Source organism: Arthrobacter monumenti, from assembly GCF_054511255.1.
In genome coordinates this window covers 20,450-43,771 of sequence record NZ_JBTNCY010000007.1, presented here as the reverse complement: position 1 = coordinate 43,771, position 23,322 = coordinate 20,450, and the positions used below count along the sequence as shown (strand labels likewise).

Annotated in this window: 19 protein-coding genes; 15 read left to right on the top strand and 4 right to left on the bottom strand. The window is 57.3% G+C overall.

From position 1 onward, the window contains the following. Window positions 1-48 precede the first annotated feature (48 nt). Window positions 49-672, bottom strand: a complete 624-nt coding sequence (locus ACX80B_RS11560; protein ID WP_459296227.1) for an Rv3235 family protein — start codon at window positions 670-672, stop codon at window positions 49-51. 944 nt (window positions 673-1,616) lie between these two features. On the opposite strand from ACX80B_RS11560, the gene ACX80B_RS11555 reads away from it, so the two are divergent. Beyond that, the gene (locus tag ACX80B_RS11555; protein WP_459296225.1) at window positions 1,617-2,174 is read left to right on the top strand and encodes a hypothetical protein; all 558 of its coding nucleotides are present in this window, start codon (window positions 1,617-1,619) and stop codon (window positions 2,172-2,174) included. 119 nt (window positions 2,175-2,293) lie between these two features. On the opposite strand, the gene ACX80B_RS11550 is transcribed toward ACX80B_RS11555, so the two are convergent. Further along, window positions 2,294-2,506 carry a helix-turn-helix domain-containing protein gene (locus ACX80B_RS11550; RefSeq protein WP_459296223.1) on the bottom strand — a complete coding sequence of 71 codons (213 nt, stop codon included), beginning with the start codon at window positions 2,504-2,506 and terminating at the stop codon, window positions 2,294-2,296. 250 nt (window positions 2,507-2,756) lie between these two features. Between ACX80B_RS11550 and ACX80B_RS11545 the strand changes: the two genes are divergently transcribed. From ACX80B_RS11545 to ACX80B_RS11530, 4 genes are read left to right on the top strand one after another with little or no spacing between them, the layout of a single operon-like run. Then, window positions 2,757-3,416 (top strand): hypothetical protein, encoded by a 660-nt coding sequence (locus ACX80B_RS11545; RefSeq protein ID WP_459296221.1) that lies wholly within the window; start codon window positions 2,757-2,759, stop codon window positions 3,414-3,416. Next, on the top strand, window positions 3,413-4,759 hold the full coding sequence (locus ACX80B_RS11540; protein WP_459296219.1) for an AAA family ATPase: 1,347 nt from the start codon (window positions 3,413-3,415) through the stop codon (window positions 4,757-4,759). The genes ACX80B_RS11545 and ACX80B_RS11540 overlap by 4 nt, the downstream gene beginning before the upstream one ends. A gap of 36 nt (window positions 4,760-4,795) precedes the next feature. After that, window positions 4,796-9,664, top strand: coding sequence for an NAD-glutamate dehydrogenase (locus ACX80B_RS11535; protein ID WP_459296217.1), 4,869 nt, complete (start codon window positions 4,796-4,798; stop codon window positions 9,662-9,664). A gap of 1 nt (window position 9,665) precedes the next feature. Continuing rightward, entirely contained in the window at window positions 9,666-11,144 is a 1,479-nt protein-coding gene (locus ACX80B_RS11530; protein WP_459296215.1) for a sensor histidine kinase, read from the top strand. Between the two features lie 109 nt (window positions 11,145-11,253). Here the strand turns inward: ACX80B_RS11530 and ACX80B_RS11525 are convergent, their stop codons facing one another. After that, a complete protein-coding gene (locus tag ACX80B_RS11525; RefSeq protein WP_026535961.1) occupies window positions 11,254-11,502 on the bottom strand; it encodes a WhiB family transcriptional regulator in 249 nt (82 codons plus the stop codon). A 356-nt stretch (window positions 11,503-11,858) separates the two neighbouring features. On the opposite strand from ACX80B_RS11525, the gene ACX80B_RS11520 reads away from it, so the two are divergent. After that, window positions 11,859-12,224, top strand: coding sequence for a hypothetical protein (locus ACX80B_RS11520; RefSeq protein WP_459296212.1), 366 nt, complete (start codon window positions 11,859-11,861; stop codon window positions 12,222-12,224). Window positions 12,225-12,249: 25 nt separating this feature from the next. Here ACX80B_RS11520 and ACX80B_RS11515 read toward each other — a convergent pair whose 3' ends face one another. Beyond that, the gene (locus ACX80B_RS11515; protein ID WP_459296210.1) at window positions 12,250-16,374 is read right to left on the bottom strand and encodes an FtsK/SpoIIIE domain-containing protein; all 4,125 of its coding nucleotides are present in this window, start codon (window positions 16,372-16,374) and stop codon (window positions 12,250-12,252) included. A gap of 271 nt (window positions 16,375-16,645) precedes the next feature. Here ACX80B_RS11515 and ACX80B_RS11510 point away from each other — a divergent pair, with 271 nt between their 5' ends. The 9 genes from ACX80B_RS11510 (at window position 16,646) to ACX80B_RS11470 (ending at window position 23,321) form a co-directional block, all read left to right on the top strand. Continuing rightward, complete coding sequence (locus ACX80B_RS11510; RefSeq protein WP_459296208.1) at window positions 16,646-17,869, top strand: CpaF family protein; 1,224 nt, start codon at window positions 16,646-16,648, stop codon at window positions 17,867-17,869. After that, on the top strand, window positions 17,869-18,723 hold the full coding sequence (locus tag ACX80B_RS11505) for a type II secretion system F family protein (protein ID WP_459296206.1): 855 nt from the start codon (window positions 17,869-17,871) through the stop codon (window positions 18,721-18,723). The genes ACX80B_RS11510 and ACX80B_RS11505 overlap by 1 nt, the downstream gene beginning before the upstream one ends. Further along, window positions 18,720-19,661, top strand: coding sequence for a type II secretion system F family protein (locus ACX80B_RS11500; RefSeq protein ID WP_459296204.1), 942 nt, complete (start codon window positions 18,720-18,722; stop codon window positions 19,659-19,661). Before ACX80B_RS11505 ends, ACX80B_RS11500 begins: the two co-directional genes overlap by 4 nt. Before the next feature lie 65 nt (window positions 19,662-19,726). Further along, the gene (locus ACX80B_RS11495; protein ID WP_459296727.1) at window positions 19,727-19,924 is read left to right on the top strand and encodes a hypothetical protein; all 198 of its coding nucleotides are present in this window, start codon (window positions 19,727-19,729) and stop codon (window positions 19,922-19,924) included. Next, window positions 19,925-20,314 (top strand): TadE family protein, encoded by a 390-nt coding sequence (locus tag ACX80B_RS11490; RefSeq protein ID WP_459296202.1) that lies wholly within the window; start codon window positions 19,925-19,927, stop codon window positions 20,312-20,314. Then, window positions 20,295-20,798 carry a hypothetical protein gene (locus tag ACX80B_RS11485; protein WP_459296200.1) on the top strand — a complete coding sequence of 168 codons (504 nt, stop codon included), beginning with the start codon at window positions 20,295-20,297 and terminating at the stop codon, window positions 20,796-20,798. The genes ACX80B_RS11490 and ACX80B_RS11485 overlap by 20 nt, the downstream gene beginning before the upstream one ends. Beyond that, window positions 20,795-21,283 (top strand): pilus assembly protein TadG-related protein, encoded by a 489-nt coding sequence (locus tag ACX80B_RS11480; RefSeq protein WP_459296198.1) that lies wholly within the window; start codon window positions 20,795-20,797, stop codon window positions 21,281-21,283. The genes ACX80B_RS11485 and ACX80B_RS11480 overlap by 4 nt, the downstream gene beginning before the upstream one ends. 93 nt (window positions 21,284-21,376) lie before the next feature. Continuing rightward, complete coding sequence (prfB, locus tag ACX80B_RS11475) at window positions 21,377-22,492, top strand: peptide chain release factor 2 (RefSeq protein WP_459296196.1); 1,116 nt, start codon at window positions 21,377-21,379, stop codon at window positions 22,490-22,492. A 61-nt stretch (window positions 22,493-22,553) separates the two neighbouring features. Continuing rightward, window positions 22,554-23,321: a 3-hydroxybutyrate dehydrogenase gene (locus ACX80B_RS11470; protein WP_459296194.1), complete on the top strand. Its 768-nt coding sequence runs from the start codon at window positions 22,554-22,556 to the stop codon at window positions 23,319-23,321. Window position 23,322: the final 1 nt, after the last annotated feature.

Below are 23,322 nucleotides of genomic sequence, written 5' to 3'. Positions count from 1 at the left end.
TGACTAACCAGTTCGGCGATCCGGGACAGGATCAACGCGGGCTCCTCGCTAACCGATCTCAAGGGCTGTAATTTTCCAGACTTCCTTCCTGTATTCGAGCCGAAGAGCCACCGCACGTGCCCTGGACTGTTCCACGACCACGAGCGACGCTTCGTAAATACCGCTGGTTAGCCGGCACAACCGGGCAGACCTGACTTGCGGGTTGCGGTGCAGACGCTTGGCTCCAGCTGATGACCGGGCGTTCCTGGATTCGCGTTGCTCCCGGACCAGAGCCGAACGCAGTTGCAACCGTTCATAACTCTGTGGGTCCAGCCATCGTGATAGCTGGCTGACTGGGCGTGTACCCGCCAGGACCTCTACCGCTGCTTGTCCGACCGATTTCGAAATGGCTGTCACGCGTCGCTTTTCCTCTACTTCATCGATCCCAATGACCTCCGCCGGCGTGCCGGTGGGTTTGCCGGTCCGACGTTCTGCAAGGGGGTTCCGGCGTGGCTCGAGGCGAATCACCGGTGCATACTCCTGACCGTGTATGAGTTGGCCGGCACGGTGAGCTGTCAATGCCGGCCCAGGATCTCCAGCTGCCGGTACCATGGAGCTGCGCTGGTCCGGGGAAGCAACGGCCTTAAGAGACGGGCCATTTACAGCGGCCTGCGCCGCATTCTGCGTATTCATGTTTCTCCTTGGTTTCGGCGCAATGGTTAGGGATTAGCGGGGATTACTAGAACCTGGCCAGGAACCAGATGGTTGGGGTTCGACCCGATAGTTTGTTTGTTTGCGGCGTACCAACGTGGCCATTCGGCCGCAATTTCGACGTCTGTTGCGTAAGGTCCCAAGTGGGCAGCCGATATCGACCACAAGCTGTCGCCTCTCAATACGGTGACTGTAAATTCGTCGCTGTCCGATGTCTGCCCATTGCGGGTGGTCCCGATCATCGGTCCAGCGTCGGCCTTGACCTTTCGGGGCTTCCACTGGGGATGGAGAGTTTCCGGCGCTTCTGTCTCCGTCGGTTGCCAGGCGGGGGTAATGCTCTGGTTCGGTTGAATTCGAGATTGTCCCGGACGTGCTTCGATTCCGGCCGCGTGGACCTGCGAGACGGAGCCACTCGCCTGCGTATGGGATACGGAGGCTGTGGCTATCGGAGCAGACACCAGATTTACGCTGAGGACGACCAGTACGAGTCGTCGCATAAACGCGGGACTGTACATCGATATGCGCCATCCGATAGTGGAATGACCGGCGCGCTGCAAAAGATGTCCTGCTACGGCGATTAAAAAACTCAAACACCACCACACCAAGGTGCATAATCCAAGCGCGGATGCTGCCAGTCCCAATAGCGGCTGGAATGTGAGTGTTCCAAACCCATCTCCAACGAACCACGAAGACCGGATACTGGAACCTGCGGCGCCAAGAGCGAATCCTAGGGCAGCAATCAATACAGCAGTCAATATATCGGCGGCCGTCCTGAATCTATCCGGTTGCCCTTGATGCATTGATTTCTCCTGCCGTTTGAACTCGTTTGATGATGTTTGATGTCGCTTGTATCTATATGTCTATCTTGAACAAGGTTTGAATGTCTAGACTTTGACCAAACTTGTTGATCCTCGTACGCTTGCCGAATGCGATGGGCGGCTTTGTTCGAGGACCTGGAAGCGCAGCTGGCGACGGCAGGGCAGCTGGATATGGACTCGGAAATATCCGATCGGGCCCGGATGGAGCAGGCGGCTGTGAAGCTGGTAGATCGACTGCGCGGGCAATTGGGCGGCACTTTGAAGGTCCGGGTTTCGGGGCACGAAGATTTCGAGGGCCGGTTGGTTCATGTTGGTTCGGAGTGGTTGGTGCTGGAAAGCGGCTCACAATCCATGCTGATTCCGTTTTCCTCCGCTACGGTCATTCACGGACTTGGAAGATCCACCTCTGCTACTCCAAGTTTCAGCGACAGCAGATTGAAATTAACTTCGGCTCTCCGTGTGCTGAGCAGAGACAGAGCCCCATTGTCGGTCCAACTTGTGGGCACAGAACGGGAGGGTTCGGTCAACGGGATCATCGACCGGGTAGGCAGCGACTTTATCGAAGTGGCAGTTGTCCCAAGCGGTGAATACCGACGCGCACGCAACGTTGTGGAGACGGTGGCAGTGCCGTTGCATGCAGTAAGGGCCGTTGTCTCTCAGCGATAAAATCGACTGCACTTGCCGCTAACTGAGCGGCTTCAAGAAGCAAACCGCATTTCTGGTTTCGACATCGGCTTACAGGAGCTGATGTCCACCCCTGGTAACCGTACGGATTCAAGGCTGGATCAAATAGAGTCCTGTGAATGTCTTACGCTCTCAGCAGTCTTCTCGTATGCGGCCGCAATGTACTCTTCGAGCTTGCTTTGCTCGACTCTCCATTGGCCCCTGCCACCAATTTGTATTGCAGGCAACTCCCCGCTGCGGACCAGAGCGTATGTTTGTGCAGAAGAGATATTCAGGATCTCGCCGACATCGGTCAACGTGAGGAACCTGGGCATCTAGTTCTTTCCTCCTGCTCTCACTCGATGGCGATGAATGTACCGTCATGCCTGGAATAGGTACTTTTCCACATTCTGCCATCATTTGAGGCTTTTTGCTGTGGTTATCCACAATTTGAGCCTGGGTGGCGACTGACTCTTTGCAACTACGGAAGCCAACGACTAACAATGGCATGACAGTTAGTTCATCGCTGTACATCAGGGGATCAAACGTCCATCCTGTCCGTATGGCACAGCCCTAGGGGGACGTTTGGCGAGTGCAGGCACCATCGACACCGGTCGGGAACAAGCCGGTCGCTTGAAGAAGCCTTCCTGGAAGGACCCGCGGCTTGTGGTTGGACTGTTGCTGGTCCTGGCCTCAATCGCCGCTGTGGTGGCAATTGTCGGAAAGGCCGACCAGAGGACGAGTGTATATGCTGCCAAGGATACGATCTCCGTCGGGGAACGTATTCAGGAAGGTGATCTCGTCGCTGTTCCGGTGCGACTGGGGGAGGCCAAGGAGGAATACATTCCGGTAGCCGATGGAGTGCCGGAGAACGCCTATGCTCAACGATTGGTGAGTGGAGGTGAGCTCTTGGCCAGGTCCGTCCTCGATGACGCCGATGCATTGGACCGCAAGCCGGTTGGCATTACCGTGGAAGAATCATTACCGGATGAGGCACATGTCGGTTCCAGAGTTGATGTGTGGGTCTCGAGGGCGATGCCGGATGGCGGCTTCGCTGAACCCGAATTACTTCTGGCCGGCGCTGAAATATCGCAGCTGTCTGACAAGTCTTCTGCTCTTGGATCGGCTACTACGACGCAACTTCATGTACTGGTCGATGACACCCATATGGCGGACCTCCTCGGTGCGCTTTCAAATGAAGCCAAACTCGCCGTTGTTTGGAGTCCGGGCGGAGAATCTTCATGACAATCCCCGTCATAACTGTAGGTCAGACTTCCGCCGAATTCGTCGGCCAACTTGAGCGGCTCCACGGCCCTGTGACAATAGTGCGGAGATGCAGTGAACTTTCGGAGCTCATTGCCGCCAGTCAAACCGGTATCGCCCGTGCCGCGATCGTCGCTGACGTTGCCTCTGAGTTGAACTCCGAGCTTGTCGAACGTATGAACCTGGCAGAGGTCGCCGTTGTTGCATTGTCAGCCGAGGAATCCGAGCGGAAGCGACTCCTATCCATTGGCACACGCAGCGCGGCTGTCGGAGTAGCGCCGGAAGACCTTGCCGAACTTGTTGTGGAAGCCGTCAATGACTTGGCAGCCGACCGGATAGAGGGACGCTCGACACGGATAAGCAACCTCGCAGATCCGGGCATGTCTTTAGCCCCGATCCAGTATGACGCCGATGATGCTGCCGAAGAACCTGAGCGAAGCGGACAAATAATAGGTGTATGGGGCCCAACGGGCGCCCCGGGCCGCACAACATTGGCGGTTAATATTGCTGCTGAACTTGCCGCACGAGGCGAACGTACTATTCTCCTCGATGCGGATACCTATGGAGCAAGCGTTGCGACCGCCCTCGGCCTGCTTGATGAGTCGGCTGGTCTGGCGCAAGCCTGCAGGCTGGCCGATCAAGGCCTGCTGGATGCTGCTGCATTGAACCGAGTAAGCAATCAAGTTGCCATCGGTGGCGGCCAGCTTGGCGTTCTTACAGGGATAACGCGGGCGGATCGTTGGCCCGAGCTTCGTACGGCCGCGCTGGCCGAGGTGTTGGACTTGTGCAGCAGGGTCGCCGATTATACGGTCATCGATTGTGGCTTCGCTCTAGAGGCCGATGAAGAACTCAGCTTTGACACGCAGGCGCCGCGCCGCAATGGATCGACGCTGCGATGCCTTGAAATGGCTAGTATTGTTTACGCCGTTGGTGCGGCCGACGCTATCGGTGTTCCGCGCATGGTCCGCGCCCTTACCGAACTCGAATTGGCAGTCCCCACGGCCTCACCCAGAGTCGTGTTCAACAAGGTCCGCGCCTCCTCGGTAGGAAGATCACCCCGACGCCAGCTACAAGAAGCCTGGGATCGCTACGGTCCTGGAACTGACATTCAATCCTTCCTTCCAGCAGATCCTGCAGCCGCGGATGCCGCCCTAATGGCGGGTTCTTCCTTACTCGAATCGGCTCCGGAGTCGCTGCTTAGGAGCGCGATTGCGAAGCTGGTGGACAGTCCGACTGACCACCGTTCCAGAACGCCCGGTGGACAACCCCGACGGAAAGTGAAGTTTTCACGAGGGGGCGTTAGGCTTTTAGCGGGACTGCGATGAGGCGGTCTTTAATTTCGCGCAACGGAGGCGTTTTCGATGTCGTCTGGATCCAGCCCGGATCTGTCCAGTTTGGACAAATCTCTTGAGGCATTCATATCCAATTACTATGAGCATCTGGATGAGGAGGATGCCCGAAGCTACACATCCGAGACTCTCCAGAGCCGCGCTCTGTTCCACCGCGGGATAGCGGAGGACCGAAATCTTGGCAAGGCCGCCATAGCTATAAAGGATGAGGAAGCCGCCAGCGTAGTCTTCATCACCACGGATGACATGCCGTTCCTTGTCGATTCAGTCACCGCGGAGCTCGTTCATCAAAACGCCGCCATCCGGCTCGTGCAGCATCCGACTTTTGTCGCGACCCGAAACACGGACTCGAATGAATTGATCGAGGTCCACCCCGTACCTTCGAACATGGGCGTTTCCAGCGGTGACACAGCGGCAATGCCGAGCATTTCCCATCTAGTTGCAACAAGCGACAACGCGTCACACATTGAGTCTTGGATCGCGATTGAAATCGACAGGGTCGATGACGAAAAAGCCGAGCAAATTATCTCGGGGCTTCGCCGGGTTCTCGGCGACGTGCGAGCGTCCGTTGATGATTGGTCCAGCATGCGGAATAAGGTGCGGAAAATCGCCAGTTCGTTGGGCGAAGTGCCCGGAGCGGGCGAAATACCCGATCTTCAGCAGGCAAAGGATCTGCTGCATTGGCTCGACGATGGAAATTTCACCTTCCTCGGTTTTCGCGAGTATCAATTGGAAACACATGATGGCGAGGATGTGCTCGTTACCGAGCCGGACAGCGGACTTGGCATGCTTCGGGACAAAAAGGACGACCGCACCGTCCAGCATCTGACGGCTGCGGGACGTGAAAAGGCCCGGGAAAAGCGGGCACTCGTCATAACGAAGGCTAATTCCCGATCCACAGTGCACCGTGCCGCGTACCTTGACTACATCGGCATCAAAAGGTTCGACTCCCAAGGCAACGTCGACGGCGAACGCCGGTTCATAGGCTTGTTTGCCACCAGTGCTTATACGAGTTCGGTCCGCAGCATTCCTATCATTAAGGACAAGATCGACGCCGTTCTGCGGCACTGTGGGTTTCCCCCTGATTCACACTCGGGCAAGGATCTGCTGTCGATCATGGAGACCTATCCCAGGGACGAGCTGTTCCAAATCTCCGAGTCGTACCTCGCGAGCGTCGCCATGAGCATTCTCAGGCTTCAGGAACGGCGCCGGACGCGCCTGTTTCTGCGTCCGGACATCTATGGGCGATTCATGTCAGCGCTGGTCTACCTACCGAGGGACAGGTATACGACTCAGGTCCGTCTCCGGATAGAAGAAGAGCTGCGGGAAACATTCAACGCCGAGCACATTGATTATGAAGCGCGGATGAGCGAATCCGCGTTGGCCCGCTTGTTCTTTCGCATCCGGCTGCCGAAGGGCGGCGAAGTAGTCGACGTTGACCAGGCCGAGCTGGAACAACGACTTGTGATCGCTGCCCGGTCATGGTCGGAAGGCATCAGCGAGGTGCTCAATGAACAGCATGGTGTGAAGGAAGCCAAGCGGCTGTCCTCCCTCTGGGCTGAGGCCTTCCCTCCGGGGTACAGGGTCGACTATGAGGTGGAAGATGCTCTCCAGGACATCGAGAGATTCTACGAACTCGCTCGCGAAGAGAGTTCACAGGACGTAGAAGAAGGTCCGGAACCGCTGCCCATTCTTCAGGTGTATATACCGAGTAACGTTGGTGACGTCGCAGAAGATGCCCGGCTTAAGCTTTACCTGACCGAGCCGAAAAGCCTTAGCCAAATACTGCCGTTCTTCCATAACCTGGATCTTGAGGTTATCGATGAGCGTCCTTTTGAAGTAATCCGGGCCGATGGTGAAGATTTCTTCCTTTATGATCTCGGCTTGAAGTATCCAGAGGGTGTGGACCCGCTGAAAACGGGAGATCTGCTCTCGGAGTCATTCCGGGCCGTTGTAGCAGGCAATAGCGAATCCGATAAGTTTGATCGCCTCGTTCTGCGCGAAGGAATGCCTTGGCGGCAGATCGTGATCCTGCGCAGTTACGCGAAGTACATGCGCCAAATGGGCAACACGAATTCATATGGATTCATGAGCGACACCCTACTGGCAAACCCACAGGTTACCCGTTGTCTGTTGGAACTGTTCGCGACCAGGTTCGATCCCGACGTCGATGAGGCGGACCGCGACGGAGCCTTCGCGGAGGTCAGGGAAGACCTTGCCGAAAAAATGGAGCAGGTGGCAACGCTGGACGCCGACCGCGTCTTGCGCACGTTCATAAACTTAATTGAACAGAGCCTGCGGACGAATTATTTTCAGGAAAAGCGCCATCTGAGTATAAAACTCAATCCCGAGGGTATAGACGGACTGCCGTTCCCAAGGCCGAAGTACGAGATTTGGGTTTACAGCCCCAGAGTTGAAGGCGTCCATTTACGTTTTGGCGATGTAGCACGGGGTGGGCTCCGTTGGTCAGATCGCCAAGAGGATTTCCGAACTGAAGTCCTCGGTTTGGTTAAGGCGCAGACGGTTAAGAATGCGATCATAGTTCCGACCGGGGCGAAGGGCGGCTTCTATCCGAAACAACTCCCTGACCCGTCCGTTGATCGAAATGCGTGGATGATTGAGGGCAAGGCGAGCTACCGCGTCTTTATTCGCGGCCTACTGGATATTATCGACAACCTAGTGATTACCGACGAGGGCGAGAAGCTGGTTCCGCCGGAAGGCGTTGTCCGCCACGACGATGCTGACACATATCTGGTCGTCGCCGCTGACAAGGGAACTGCTTCTTTCTCGGACACGGCCAACGAGCTCTCCCTCGATTACGGCTTTTGGCTTGGTGATGCTTTCGCATCAGGTGGGTCTGTCGGCTATGACCATAAGGAGATGGGGATCACCGCCCGGGGCGCTTGGGAATCCGTCAAGAGGCACTTTAGCGAGTTGGATCACGATTCACAGTCGGAGGATTTCACGGTCGTCGGCATTGGCGACATGAGTGGGGATGTTTTTGGCAACGGGATGTTGCTCTCCCGGCATGTCCGCCTACTGGCCGCTTTTGACCACCGCCACATCTTCCTGGACCCTGCTCCGGACGCCTCCACTTCTTTTGAAGAACGCGAACGGCTGTTTAACCTTGCCCGGTCAACATGGGACGACTATAACCGTGACTTGATTAGCGAAGGCGGTGGAATCTACCAGCGATTCGCCAAGTCCATTGAGATCTCCGCCCCGGTCCGGGAGGCTCTGGGCGTCGATAAGGGCGTGGATTCGATGAGTCCGCCCGAACTTATCCGTGCCATCCTTAAGGCCCCTGCGGATTTGCTTTATAACGGGGGGATCGGAACATATGTCAAGGCTTCCACGGAATCCAACGCCGATGTGGGGGACAAGACCAATGACTCGATCAGGGTCAACGGGGATGATTTGCGGGTCAAGGTTGTCGGCGAAGGCGGCAATCTTGGAATGACGCAGCATGGCCGTATCGAGGCGTCCCTCAACGGTGTCATCCTCAACACGGACGCAATCGATAATTCGGCAGGAGTGGATTGCTCCGATCACGAGGTCAATATCAAGATCTTCGTGGACCGTATGGTGACGGCTGGGAAACTCAAGGCGGAGGAGCGGGCCGGCTTCCTGCATTCAATGACGGAAGATGTTGCCGAGCTGGTCCTGCAAGACAATATCGACCAGAATATTCTGCTGCTCAACGACAAGCAGCGGGTTATGGAATGGAGTCCCAGCTTTGAACGGATGATGGACTGGCTGGAAACGAAAGCAGGACTCAGCCGGGACATCGAAGATCTTCCAACGGCGGTAGAACTCCGTGAACGGGTTGAAGGCGGCCACGGGCTCACCTCGCCCGAGCTGTCGGTTTTGGCGGCATACGCCAAGATTGAGCTCGCCGAAGCGCTGACCGGCAGCGATCTGGTGGACGATCCTTGGTTCAAGCGCACGTTGGCAGGTTACTTCCCGGATCAGTTGTCAGAACGCTTCGCGGAGGAATTGGAAACCCACCCATTACGCAGGGAGATTATCGCGACTGTCGTAGCCAACGACATGGTCAACATAGGCGGCATTACCTTCGCCTTCCGTGTAATTGAGGAAACGTCGGTTTCGGAAGCCGCGGTAGCCCGAGCCTTCGTCGTCATGCGCGAAATATATGATCTCGACACGCTCATTGATGGTCTTGACGCTTTACCGGCAGGGTTCCCCACGGAGCACTGGTGCACGATCTACCTCGACATGCGACGGTTGCTGGACAGATCCGTCCGATGGTTCATCAATCAGTCGCATACGGGCGTCAGCATCCGCGAGGCTGTCGAAACCTACAAGCCGCTTATGGATCCGTTGCGCGAGGAGCTCTTTGATTACCTCAAGGGAAACGACTTGGAACGTGGCGAGGATTGGTTCCGACGGGCCAGGGATTGGGATCTCCCTGAGAACCTGGGTCGGCAATGGGCGAAGCTCTTTGAGAGCTATGCATTGCTGGATGTGGCACGCATTTCGAGAGGTTTCGACGAGCCGGTTCACGAAGTAGCGGATGTTTATTACACGCTATACGACCGTTTTGGCGTCGATACGTTACTGGAACGCATTACCAACCTCCCCCGGAGCGATCGTTGGGAAGCCCTGGCCCGGGCAGCTCTGCGAGAGGACTTGTATTCGACGGTTGCAGAAATGACGGCAGCGATAATGAACACGACGGACAAGGCTAACGCAGGCACATCCGAGCATGCTCAGAAACGAATACAGCAATGGGAGGACTCGAACGCTGAACAGTTGAAGCGTGCCCACAACATGTTTGCCGAAGTAAACCGTCTGGAAAAGGACGATATCGCTTCATTGTCGGTTGCCTTGCGGCTGCTTCGTTCTATCGTGCGGAGATAGCATGGCTATATTCACCGACCCGATCAGGGAAGATGCTGATTTCGGGCCGGGGGATGCAGAGTGGCTGCATCTGTTGGTAGGGGATTGGCAGATGGTTGCCGACCTTGCGTTTGCGGATTTGGCCCTGTGGTTCCGCTTGCCGGACGGCGATTTTGTTGCCTTGGCTCATGTGCGGCCCTCGACTTCGCATACTGTCTTCCACAGCGATTTTGTCGGTGATCGGATCCGCTCTGATATGAAACCCCTCGTAGAGAAAGCATGGGAAAGCCGGCGGATTGAGCGATCGAGTGAAACCAATTGGACGACGGAGATGGCCATGCGTGTTGAGGCTGTTCCGATGGTACGGAATGGACGTACCCTTGCTGTCGTAACTTCACACATGGATCTTTCCAGTTCACGAATGCCCTCGAGACTGGAGTTAACCTATCGCCAATGTGCGTACGACCTGCTCCGAATGGGCACGTTGGGGCTGTGGCCGGACTTCGCCTCCCCGACGGGGTCCCGCAGGGGGGCGCCGCGCGTTGGAGATGGCTTGCTCCGGCTGGACGCCGAAGGCGTCGTTCAATATGCCAGTCCAAACGGTGTATCCGCATTTCGCCGGCTGGGGGACGTGGAAACGCTTGAGGGACGCCCACTCGCCGAAATTACAACTGGATTGCTCAAAGAGCGGCGGTTAGTGGACGAAACCCTACCCTTGGTTGTCACCGGACGCATGCCGTGGCGGACGGAGATTGAGTCTCGCGGGGTCAGCCTCTCACTGCGCGCAATTCCGCTACGTGATGAGACTGAACGCTTCGGCGCACTCATCCTGTGCCGGGACGTATCAGAACTGCGCCGGCGGGAAATGGAGTTGGTATCAAAGGATGCAACGATCCGCGAGATCCACCACCGCGTCAAGAACAACCTGCAGACAGTCGCCGCCCTACTGCGCATGCAATCCCGTCGGATGAAGAGCGAAGAAGGTAGGCAGGGGCTTGAACAAGCCATGCGCAGGGTGGCAACCATCGCGTCAGTTCATCAAACGTTGTCCCAGGGATTGGCTCAGAATGTGGATTTCGACGAGCTGATTGACCGTCAGTTTAGACTTTCGGCTGAGGTGGCCACTCCCACCCAACGGGTCTCAACAGAGCGCAGGGGTAAATTCGGAGAATTGCCAAGTGAGTTCGCGACTCCGCTTGCCCTGGTGATAAACGAGTTGGTGACTAACGCCGTCGAACACGGGCTCGCCGGTCGTGAAGGCACCGTTTGGTTGCTAGCCGACCGACAACCCCAATCCGATGGCAAAGAAATCCTCAGCGTGACGGTGGCCGATAATGGTTCCGGGCGGCCGCCGGATGAGAACAGGGAGGGATTGGGAATCCAGATTGTTCGAACTCTGGTGTCGAGTGAGCTGGACGGAAGTATTGCGTGGAGCGACCGTGACGGAGGAGGGACGGCGGTTCGCATAGACATGGCCATTCCATCGGGGCTGTTGCTTTAGCGAGACGGAATAGCCCTTTGGGCAACGGCTACCGTGACGACACCAGTGGCTTAAAGTCATCAAGCCCGCCAAAATAGTGCGGGCTTGATGACTTTACAACTCGGCAGTCCTACGAGGCACGACGGGCACGCGCCGCACGACGCTTGAGGGCGCGTCGTTCATCTTCGCTCATGCCGCCCCAGACACCGGCATCCTGGCCGGACTCAAGCGCCCACTGCAGACACGTGTCAATGACAGAGCAGCGCCTGCAGACACTTTTCGCTTCTTCTATTTGGAGTAATGCCGGGCCGGTATTCCCCACTGGGAAGAACAGCTCAGGGTCCTTATCCAAGCACGCTGCGCGACTACGCCAATCCATGCCGATCACTTACTCCTTAAAGATGATTATCGCTCATGGTTGAATTGTGAAAACATTCACGAGCGGGTTCACAGCAAAGGGGGCCGCCTAACGGCCCCCATATTTTCCTTGATTAAGCCTGTCACGTTAAATCGGCGTAAACAAGAGGTATCTCGAACGGAATTGCTCTACTATGTGAGCGATGCGTCACAGGAACTGGTGCCGCTGTGCGTTGGCCAGGCCGATTCCGGTATGGTGCAAGTGTGTCGAAACCAAAGCCTGACCGTCCTGAGGAAGAGGCTTTCAACGCTCGAGGTCCGATGCCAGCCAGCGATCCAAAGAGACCCCTCCGTCCTGCAGGGGCAGTGATTATTGCAGTGGTTCTCGTGCTGGAGGCACTTGCACTCCTGGGTGCGGCAGTGTTCTATATTTACGGTTTAATCACCGCAACTCCAGCTTCTTTTGGCGGCGCTATCTTCATGTTGGCACTGTTGCTGCTGTTGGCTGGTTGGCTCTTGGCAGTCGGACATTTCCTTTTCCGCGGATACCGATGGACGCGTGCTGCGGCACTTGTGTGGCAACTGTTCATGTTTGTCCTGGGTTTTCCCGCACTGACGAGTGGCTACCTCATATATGGGCTGGCGCTCGTGATTCCTCCGGCCGTCGCTTTGTTATTGCTCTTCGACAAGAGAGTCATTGCCTACGTCTCCAAAACTGCTCAGCCGCCTGCAGCCTTATGCTGAGATGGCCGCCGTCCAGCCCTGAGGCCTATTCATCCAACTTGGGTGGCGAGAATAATTGAGCTGGAATACAGGTACCGCCTTCAATAATCACCGCTCTGCCGGGAACAAAACGGGGATCGGGATCGAGCCGTACGCCGAAGAAGTCGCCGTCCATCGCGGATCGTGGCGCCAGTACAATGCCCCTTCCTGTTGATCGGGCCGGCATCGACAACGGGATCTTGGTCATCACGGCTGGTCCAGTGGTCGCTGTCATAATGACGCCATAGCCCCGATTATGCAGATTGGTGAGGCTCTGATGTGCCTGCTGCGACAGCCTGTCAGCATTGTCGAGCAGGAGAGTTGTTCTGGAGGGGTCGGTCTTCAGCGCATCGAGCTCGGTCATTAGGTTGTCAGAAGGTGCCGGATCAAGACTTGCGGACGAAACTGCGATCCAATGGCGATTGTCAGAACCCATTGCCGCCACCATCTCCAAGGCGGTCGACTTTCCAGACCTCGGTGGTCCGAGGATTAGAAGGACGTCCGTTGCTGGTATCCGAAGGGCTATCGGAAGCAAATCGTCTCCACGAATTCCGAGGAGGACCTCTTCCTCTTCGGTCGTTTGGCTTGTTACCTCGCCTGGCAAAATCATGCGGGGAAGAGCGGCTACGCGAAACGGCAAATGTTCTTGATGCGTCCCAGCTGAGGTTTGAAAGTCCATCTGGTGCCAGTTCGAGCTGCTACATGGAATTAGCTGGCCGATGCCACCCGCCGGGGCGAACCTGCCCTGCACAAAGGACCGGCCTGGCAGTTTCTTGAGTTTAGGAATCTTCGGCCATGACATGAGAGATTCAGAGCTGGCCCCCATCGGCAAATAAATGCGGTTTGGTATAACCCCCAAGAATCTTGAGGTCGCCAGTTCCCGATCGCCGCCGATGATAATAACGACTCTGGCCTTCCCGCCATCCCGGACCAAATCATGAAGGTAATCCTCAGCCCAAGGCCACGGGCTTCCTCGTATCGCTGAGACCCACCGTCCCCAACTGGATATGACGAGTACCAGCAAGGCTGCTTCCTGATGGGCACTATGCTGTCCGGTTTCATCGCCCGTGGACTTTGGGATCAGCGGGGTAAGTTCGGAGGCAAGCCGTTCTGAGAGGGCTTCCGCCAGCAGCTCAATGACGCGCACTGCCCGCCGGATTTCATCAGCGCCAACATACGCACCGACATGGCAATCAAGGTTTATACCGGGAAAAGTTCCATCGCCATCCAGTACGTACAAGTGTGTACGGCGAACATCGCGGTGCAGCAGCTGCCCGGCGATGTGGCGGATTGAGCTGTTGAGGCCGCTCCGCGGTGCGCCAAACAGAGCTAGATGGGAATCGTCCGCCGGATTCCATATCAAGGTTTCCTGCCGTTGAACCGATGGGAGATCGAGTAAACCAAGTGCAATAGAATCATCCTCGACATCAGGAGCGCCCGCACAATTTGCTTCTCTGCCCTGCCAAGGAGCCACTTCGTCGAGCTGTTCCGGCAAGGGGTCGGTGATGGGGCCTCTCACTGGAGGCCCGCCATGCTCGTTCCAAGCCGCCGCGACAGCGCTAATGTAACCCTTCAGCGGATCCGAACGGCTGTCAACGTCGGGTGGTATTTCTTCCTGTAGAGCTCCCGCACTCAGTGAATGCTGCAACGTCGTAATGCTGGCAATGCCGCTGGCGCCGCCAATTCGCGTGTTCTCCGACGTTGAAGCTGATTGGAACTGCTCGGGAGGTTCGCCGCCCCGCTTGAGATAGGCGCGGCCCGGCGCCTTCACACTGATTCCAGCCGCCACGGAAGAATCAATGACGTCCTGTGATTCCATCGCGGATTGAACTCGAAGTGCGATGCTTGTCGTTACATTTGCCCGTATGTCGGCCGATACCGCTCCTTGGGGCCGTTGGGTGGCCATAACGAGATGCAGCCCCAAGGAGCGTCCAAGTGTTGCGATCCGGAGCAGCTCATCCATGGCATCGGGAACTTCTTCCAGCAGCATTCTGTACTCGTCTATAACCAGGACCAAATGGGTCAACTCTTCGAGATCTTTCGTCCGGACCTTCCTATATGAGGTGAGATCCGCTGCCTCGACGCGGGCGAACAGCAACTCCCGGCGGCGAACTTCCGCACGGAGAGATTCCATAGCACGGCCAACGGCTTCGGCAGATAAGTCGGTCAACATTCCAACAGTGTGCGGCAGACTCCTCAACGGACCCAGTCCGGACCCCCCTTTGAAATCTACAAATAGAAAGTTCAATTTTGAGGGGCAGTGGCGCATGGCCAGAGACAATACGAGGGTCCTAAGGAGCTCGGACTTGCCCGATCCTGTAGTTCCGGCGATAAGAAGGTGCGGTCCATCCTGTTGCAGGTCTATCGATATGACCGCCGAGGATGTGACGCCGATCGGTGCATCCAGCTGAGGCGTATCCATGTTCGTCCCGAGCCAGGAATTCCGGATGCTTTCGACTTTCGCGTCTGCGATTCCGATTAGCGGCACTCTAACGGGCATCTTGCGGGTAGTTGTCCCTCTTGGGGGATTCGAAGCCAGCACCCGGGCGCGCGCCCGGCAGTATCTGTCAAAGTTTGCTTCGCTGACCATGTCCGGAACCAGCCCCAACTCCTCACGTCCGTTGCGAAATACCGCGTCCTGCCTCGAAAGCGCAAGGGTAGGAACATCTTCTCGGAAGACCCAGTTGCCGTACCAAATGACGTTCAGTCGCCCGGCAGCGACCATTTGACGGATGGTCTCCTCCTCCTGCGCCGAAATTCCGCATCGATGACCAATAAAAAGGACTGGCGGTCTTCCTCCTTCATCCCGAAGGGCGGTAATCGCTTCGTCGGGCTCTGGAATCAGCTGGACGCCTGGAAGAAATCTGGCGCTGAGTGGAAGGTCTGACATGGATCCACAAAACATCAGGCGCTGATAGTGTCCTGTGGCTTGGGAAATCTGAATCGACAACGAGCGGATTATTGCGGCGACTTGCTCGTCCGCTCCGGCAACTGCCAGTTGCCCGGCTTTGGAGAGATTCAAGGCGACCGGCAACGCAGCCACGACGGGTGGTACGAACCCCTTGTCCGGAGGATCCAGACGCACATTCACAGGCTGTGCTGCCGTCCCCAACCGTATCCAGCAGCTCATAGCCGCTGGCTGATCCGTATCTTTGACTTCTTTCTTGGTTGTGCGCCCGATACGGGAAACGGCAGCGGCACCCTCGACAGTCTGTCGTATGGTGTCGGCGAGAAAGGGCGTAGCCGCGAGGCGACGATCTCTGTCGACAATTCGAGCCGCTTCAAGGTCCTTTCTAAACTTGGCACGGCGGCCACGGCCGCCGAAAACGGGCAGCAACATCGTTAGAGCCGAAACGGCGCTGAACGCGAGGAAGATCCACATGCCGGTTATCAAGGCGAGGCCCACGCCAATCGCTACTGGCAGCAGCGCTGTCAGCATCATGGTTCCTCGACGCTGTGGTGGTTCATCCCTGGAAATTACCAGCGGCTCTGAAGGATCATGATGCGTTTGGGGCAGAGATTGTGATTGGTCGCTGAATCGCAACGAACATCTGGAAGACCCCATCTGAATGATCGATTCCGTAGTGACCGGTGCCGTTGTGATTCTGGTTTGTTCCACAAATGTTCCATTTGCGGAACCGCGATCCTTTAGGTGGACCCTTGCGGCCTCTACCGTCAACTCTGCATGATGACGGGAGAGAAGGGGATCAGCAATGTTGATGCTATGGCCTACGCGTCCAATGGAATAGACGCCCCGTCTCAGTACTTTAAGCTCTCCCGAATCAGGTCCTGTCAAGACGGAGAAGACGAGATCGTTATCAAAGCAAAGGCGGCGTACAGGGATGGAGCCGTCATGGGGAGTCGCCACGATGACGGCACCATCAACGAGAGGTGGTTCCCCCACCTGTAGGTTCCCGAGATCTTTCCCCTCCACCCAGAAGCGCGTCTGGGCGGGCGTTTCGAGTTCGAGTTGGGTGACAATCGCGGATCCGGGGCCGGCTTCAACTTCCAGAGCTAATTCCACCGGATTGTTCGGCAACTGAGCGAGGAGTCGAGCTGGTTGCTGGTACTGGTGCTCGTTGTCGTCCCAGCAGAGTCCAGGGGCTGCGACCACTGTGACATAGAGCCGCATAGGATTCCTTCCGCTCGGGTTTGTCTGCAGAATACGCAAGTGGAGTACTGCTTACGACGATGGACGACCGACCTGTGGATAACGGCGGGCAGAATGTGGCAGATGGTGCTTATGTGACGAATTGTCCACAGTTGCTGTACGTGAGGTGGACCACCAGGATTTTTAACCATAGTGTTCGAAGGCAGAAAGTCTCACTGTCCCGCACAAAGCGGTACAGCCACCAACAATGCAGAGCCGACAGGCCAACACGTGCCCGGACGGGGGATCGACTATGGATGCAGTGCGGATCGTGGAGGACGAGGTCCGCGAACTCATTAGGCGTAGAGGACTGGATCCATCTACAGAGTCGTACGAGATTCATCGTTTGGTGGAAGCGGCCGTTAGCGACTACGGAGAACGCTCACTGCTGGGATCGCTACCCCCGCTGGGACATGTCGAACGTGCGCGTAAACACGTCTATGATGCAGTGGCGGGATTCGGGCCACTTCAACCCCTTCTCGATGATCCGACGGTGGAAGAAGTGTGGCTGAATGCACCGAGCGAGATCTATGTGGCGAGGGGAGGCGAGAGCGAACTCACGTCGCTGTCGTTGACGGAGCAGCAGGTGCGGGATTTGGTTGAGCGAATGCTCAAATCATCCGGCCGGCGCCTTGATCTGTCCTCACCATTTGTTGATGCGGCTCTCCCCGACGGTTCCCGGCTGCATGTAGTCATCCCGGACATTACGCGTCGGCACTGGGCCGTCAACATCCGCAAGTTTATCTCCCGTGCCACCCGCCTCGAACACCTCATTGAGCTCGGAACCATCAGCCCGCAAGCGGCGCGGTTCCTCGGTGCTGCTGTAGCAAGTGGACTTAATATTCTCGTTTCCGGTGCTACCCAGGCAGGTAAGACGACGATGCTGAACTGCCTTGGCGCCAGCATCGGCTCCCGGGAACGTGTGATCACTGTTGAGGAGATTTTCGAATTACAACTTCCCCTGCGCGACGTTGTCGGTCTGCAGTGCCGCCAGCCAAACCTGGAAGGCCATGGTGATATCCCCCTTCGCCGTCTCGTTAAGGAGGCGCTGCGGATGAGGCCGGACCGTCTGATAGTTGGGGAGGTGAGGGAAGCGGAAAGCCTGGACATGCTTATTGCCCTCAACTCTGGTTTGCCTGGAATGTGCAGCGTGCACGCGAACAGTGCACGGGACGCGGTGACCAAAATTTGCACCCTGCCCTTACTGGCGGGGGATAACATCTCATCTGACTTCGTGGTTCCGACAGTGGCGTCTTGCATTGACTTGGTGGTGCACTGTTCACGGGCAGCAAATGGTCAACGTGAAGTCACAGAAGTGTTGTCTCTCGGGCGGAGGGTAGAGAACGGGATTATTGAATCTTCGCGTGTGTTCCAACGGATAGACGGTGTCTTGGTTGCAAACCCGTCGGCGATGCCAGCGGAGGAGAAATTCTCCCGCACCGGCTACAGTGTCCCCGAACTGCTGGACGAGCGCTGATGGTGGCGGCTGTTGGTTTACTCGGCGGAATCGGGCTGTTCCTCATTTGGTGGTCGCTGTGGGATGATCCGGTGCACCAAAAGCGATCGAATCGCCCAGGCAGAATAGAGGAATTGCTCAAGCGTGCGGGCATTGAGAAGGTTTCAGCATCCGGGCTAATCGTGAGCTGTGCAGGCACAGGGCTATTCTCAACTCTCGTATTCTTTGTGTTGACAGGTTCGTTGCCTATCTCCTGCTGTTTCGGTTTATTCGGCGGCTGGGCCCCGATGGCTTTGGTGAAATGGCGCGCGGGACGTCGGTCTGCTGCGCTTCGGGAACTGTGGCCTGATGTCGTGGACCATCTTCGCTCTGCGATCCGGGCAGGGCTATCCCTGCCGGAGGCGCTGATCCAGCTTTCGCAGAAAGGCCCATATGAGTTGCGTTCTGCCTTTGCCGAATTTGGGGCCGACTATCGTTCCGGGGGCCAATTCGATGATGCGCTGAGCCGGTTAAAGGATCGGCTGGCGGACCCGGTAGCCGATCGCATTATTGAAGCGCTACGTTTGACTCGCGAGGTTGGCGGTTCGGATCTAGGAAAGCTGCTGGGCACACTGGCCGAATTCCTTCGAGACAATGCGCGTACCCGCAGCGAACTCGAAGCCAGGCAATCGTGGACAGTTAATGCTGCCAGACTCGCTATTGCTGCCCCATGGATCGTATTGATGCTGCTTGCCACCAGGCCGGAAGCGATTTCGGCCTATAACACCACAAATGGCGCCCTGGTCCTTCTCGGGGGTCTTGTTGTCTCCTTGATTTGCTACCGGGTCATGCTGCGGATCGGTGCACTCCCGACGGATGCGAGAGTATTACGATGACTCCACTGATGTCGCTCGCTATTGTCTGTGGGGCCGGACTGGGATCCGGGCTGTGGCTTACGCTTTTACGGCTTCCCTTCATGCGAAGAAGGCGATTTGTCGACCGTATCGCGCCACAGCTGAAATCCGCTGACACTCAATCCCGCTTGTTGCATAGCCCCCGGGTCAACCAGACGCCATTTGGCGCCTTGGAACGAATCCTCAAGCCGGTTGTTCAGGATGCGGTGATTTGGTTTAGCAGGTTCAATCCGGGGAGCAGCCAATTGGCCGGCCGTCTCGTGCGTGCGGGTAAACAGGAAAGCCCGCTGGACTTTAGGGCCCAACAACTCATTTGGGGTGGAGCGGGTCTTGCCCTCGGCATCGGTGGTTCGGTCATGACGGCCTCTGTTGGCAATTTTGAACCGGTGTTGGCCACCATTATCTGCTTCGGCCTTGCAGTTGGCGGATATCTGCTTCGCGACTATGTCCTATCGGCTCAAATCAAACGTCGGGAAACCAGGATGCTGGCAGAATTCCCAAGCTTGGCCGAGTTGATGGCGCTTGCTGTCGGCGCAGGGGAGAGCGCGGCAGGAGCTTTGGAACGGGTGTGCCGCAGCTCGCAGGGAGAATTGTCCGACGAATTCGCCCTGGTGCTCGCATCGACCCGTTCTGGAACACCGCTGGCTGCAGCACTGCGGGACTTTTCCAATCAGACCCAGTTGGCCCCACTGGCGCGTTTCGTGGACGGCATTACTGTCGCAATGGAACGGGGAACGCCGCTCGCCGATGTACTGCGAGCGCAGGCGCAGGACGTACGGGACATGGCCAAGCGCGATTTGATGGAATCGGCTGGCCGAAAAGAGATTGGAATGATGGTTCCGCTGGTATTCGGCGTTCTGCCATTGACGGTGATCTTTGCGGTATATCCAGGATTAGCTGCAATCAACTTAGGCTTGTAAACCAGTAGAAAGGACAAGAAATGATGAAACAAAAGCTAGTCTCCGTTCTTCGCCATACGGTCCAGATGGTGGAGATCTTCCGCTTGGCAACACTGAGCCGGTTCGCGACTGCGACAGACGTACGAGATAACGAGCGGGGGGATGTTCCGGGGTGGGTGATGATCACCCTAATGTCCGCCGTGCTGGTAGCTGGGCTTTTAGCCCTGGCAGGCCCCGCACTTGAAGGTCTGTTTCAATCGGCGATGAATCAAGTCAGACAGTAAATGGTGCAACCGGCAAAGGCTCGACGGGAACAGGGCTCGGCAGCCGTGGATTTCGTTCTCGTTGGCAGCTTGCTGACGGTCGTATTCATGGCCGTGATTCAACTGGCACTCGTACTTCATGTACGGAACACGTTAATAGATGCAGCGGCCTCGGGTGCTAGGTACGGCGCTCTTGCGGACCGGGAAGCAACGGATGCGCAACGGCGTACGGAATCGTTGATTTCCATGGCCCTGAGTGACGCTTATGCGCAAAACGTCTTGGTGGACCAAATCTCGTACATGGGCGTGCCCACTGTGGAGGTGACCGTGACGGCTCCGCTTCCCGTCATAGGCCTGATAGGACCAGGCGGAGTCATAGAGGTATCCGGTCATGCCGCCAGAACAAGCTAAATTTTTGCAGGATGCGCTGGCGCGTTTGTCGCGGCTCAAGCGGGTAATGCGGAAATTGGCCACTGGCGAGGACTCCGAGAGTGGTAGCGCGGTGATCGAGTTTATTTTTCTCGGCACGCTGTTACTGGTTCCCGTCGTCTACCTGGTGCTGGCGGTTGGCAGCCTGCAGGGCGGTTCCTACGCCAGCGTTGGTGCGGCACATCAGGCGGCCAAGGTTTTCGTCAGCTCCGAATCTCCTGAAACCGGCAAATTGCGTGCGGAACGGGCTGCGATGCTTGCAGTCACTGATCATGGTTTTGAGCCTTCCTCGGTCACTATGGAAATTGTCTGCAACGGAGAAAAGTGTCTTGAACCCGGCTCAATGGTGACGGTCCACATATCCGTGGAGGTGCCGCTGCCGCTCATGCCGAGCATGCCTGCTCTGGATCTTTCCGCGGCGTCTGTCAGCGCCAGCGCCACGGAGATTGTGGAGCGGTTCGGATGACGCGAATAATGCGGTCACGTCGTTGCCCGCTCAATCAGCGGCCATGCGATCCTGAGGACGAGGAGGGTCAGATCATGGTCCTCATCATCGGATACGTTGTCCTTTCTCTACTGGTTGTAACAGTTGTCATGGCTGTCTCATCGGTTTACATCGGGCACAAACGGCTGCTCGCAGTTGCCGATAGTGCCGCGGTGGCGGCCGCGGACACGTTCTCGCTGGGCCAGGTCAAGATGACTGAAGGTGCGCCCGTTACTATCTTGAATGATCAAGCGGTTAACAATGCCGTCGCGTCGTACCTGAACAGAACAGCTGCGGCAGAACGCTTCACCGATCTGGCCGTTGATCCGGCCACGGGTACAGCCGACAGCCGCACCGCTCACGTCGTTCTGACCGCCGTCGTCCATCCGCCCATAGTGAATGTGCTGGTTCCGGACGGTATCCCGATCGCTGTAGTCAGTGATGCCCGCTCCCAACTTCAACGATAAAGCCGGTGCTGAACTTCAGCGTGGAACGTCGGAAATGGGGTAAGGCGCCTCCGGTGACCGGTCCATACGGCAATAGCGTAGGCTTGAAACACCATGGCTGAGATCGACTTTCCCGCAGAAATCCGCGCTCTACGCGCTAAATTTAACTCCATCGAGCAGGTCTCTGATGTTGAGACTGTCAAGGCAGACATCGCCGAGCTCGAGGAGCAGGCCGTCGCCCCCGATCTCTGGGATGACCAGGTGCAAGCTCAGTACGTGACCTCCAGACTTTCCCACAGACAGGGTGAACTCGACCGGCTCAAAGAACTCCAGTCCCGCATCGACGACATGGAAGTACTGGTCGGGTTGGCTCATTCCGAGGGAGACCCGGACTCCCTGACTGAAGCTGAAGTTGAGCTTAAGGAATTGCAGAAGGCGCTGGAAGACCTGGAGGTCGTCACGCTGCTGGCAGGAGAATACGACGAGCGTGAGGCCGTCGTCTCCATCCGCTCCGGTGCCGGCGGCGTGGATGCTGCGGACTTCGCCGAGATGCTGCTGCGGATGTACACCCGGTGGGCGGAACGCAGGGGATACCCCGTCCATGTGCTCGATACATCCTACGCCGAAGAAGCCGGCCTGAAGTCGGCCACCTTCGAGGTGAAGGCGCCCTACGCCTTCGGCACCCTCTCGGTGGAAGCCGGCACGCACCGCCTGGTCCGGATCAGCCCTTTCGACAACCAGGGCCGCCGGCAGACCTCCTTCGCCGCAGTGGAGGTAATTCCACTGATTGCTCCGACCGACCACATTGAGATCCCCGAGTCGGACATCCGCGTGGACGTCTTCCGTTCGTCCGGTCCAGGTGGACAGTCCGTGAATACGACGGACTCCGCGGTGCGCCTTACCCACGTGCCCACCGGCGTCGTCGTCTCCATGCAAAACGAAAAGTCCCAAATCCAGAACCGCGCCGCAGCCATGCGGGTGCTGCAGTCCAGGCTGCTCTTGCTCAAGCAGGAGGAGGAGAACGCGGAAAAGAAGGCGCTCGCCGGAGATGTGAAGGCGTCCTGGGGCGACCAGATGCGCTCCTACGTGCTCCACCCGTACCAAATGGTCAAGGACCTGCGCACCAACCACGAGGTGGGAAACACTTCCTCCGTGCTTGATGGGGAAATTGACGGCTTTATCGACGCCGGTATCCGGTGGCGGGCCGAGCAGCGCCAAACCGCAGAGTAGCACCAGCGACATCCGCAGAGTAGTCCACAGGCCAAAAGGCAGAGTAGCCCAAGGAGAATCAGTGACCGAAGCAGGCAGGACCGAACAGAAACTGACCGGACGGACAGCATTGGTCACGGGAGGTGCCAGCGGCATCGGTGCTGCCTGTGCGCGCGCATTGGCCATGCAAGGCGCCAAGGTGACCATTGCCGACGTCGACGGCGACGCCGCTGCTGCCCTCGCGGATGAGGTCTCCGGAGTGAGCTGGCAGGTGGATCTCAGCGACACCACCGCTCTGGAGAACCTGAGCCTCGACACCGACATCCTGATTAACAACGCAGGCATTCAACGCGTCAGTCCGATCGAAGAATTCGTCCCGGATGACTTCCGCCTGATGCTGAAGCTCATGCTGGAAGCACCCTTCCTGCTGATCCGCGCAGCACTTCCACACATGTACGCCAACGAATTCGGCCGGATCATCAATATCTCCTCGGTGCACGGTATCCGGGCCTCGGCCTACAAATCCGCCTACGTTGCGGCCAAGCACGGGCTGGAGGGCCTGTCCAAAGTCACCGCGCTGGAAGGCGGGGCGCACTCCGTCACGAGCAATTGTGTCAATCCCGGCTATGTGCGCACTCCGTTGGTTGAAAAACAGGTGGCCGATCAGTCACGTCTGCACGGCATCGACGAAGACGAAGTGCTGGCGAAGGTCATGCTCACGGAAAGCGCCGTCAAGCGCCTGACCGAACCCGAGGAAGTGGCGTCTCTGGTGCTCTGGCTGGCAGGACACGACGCCGGAATGGTGACCGGCGCGTCCTACACTATGGACGGCGGCTGGAGCTCGCGCTGAA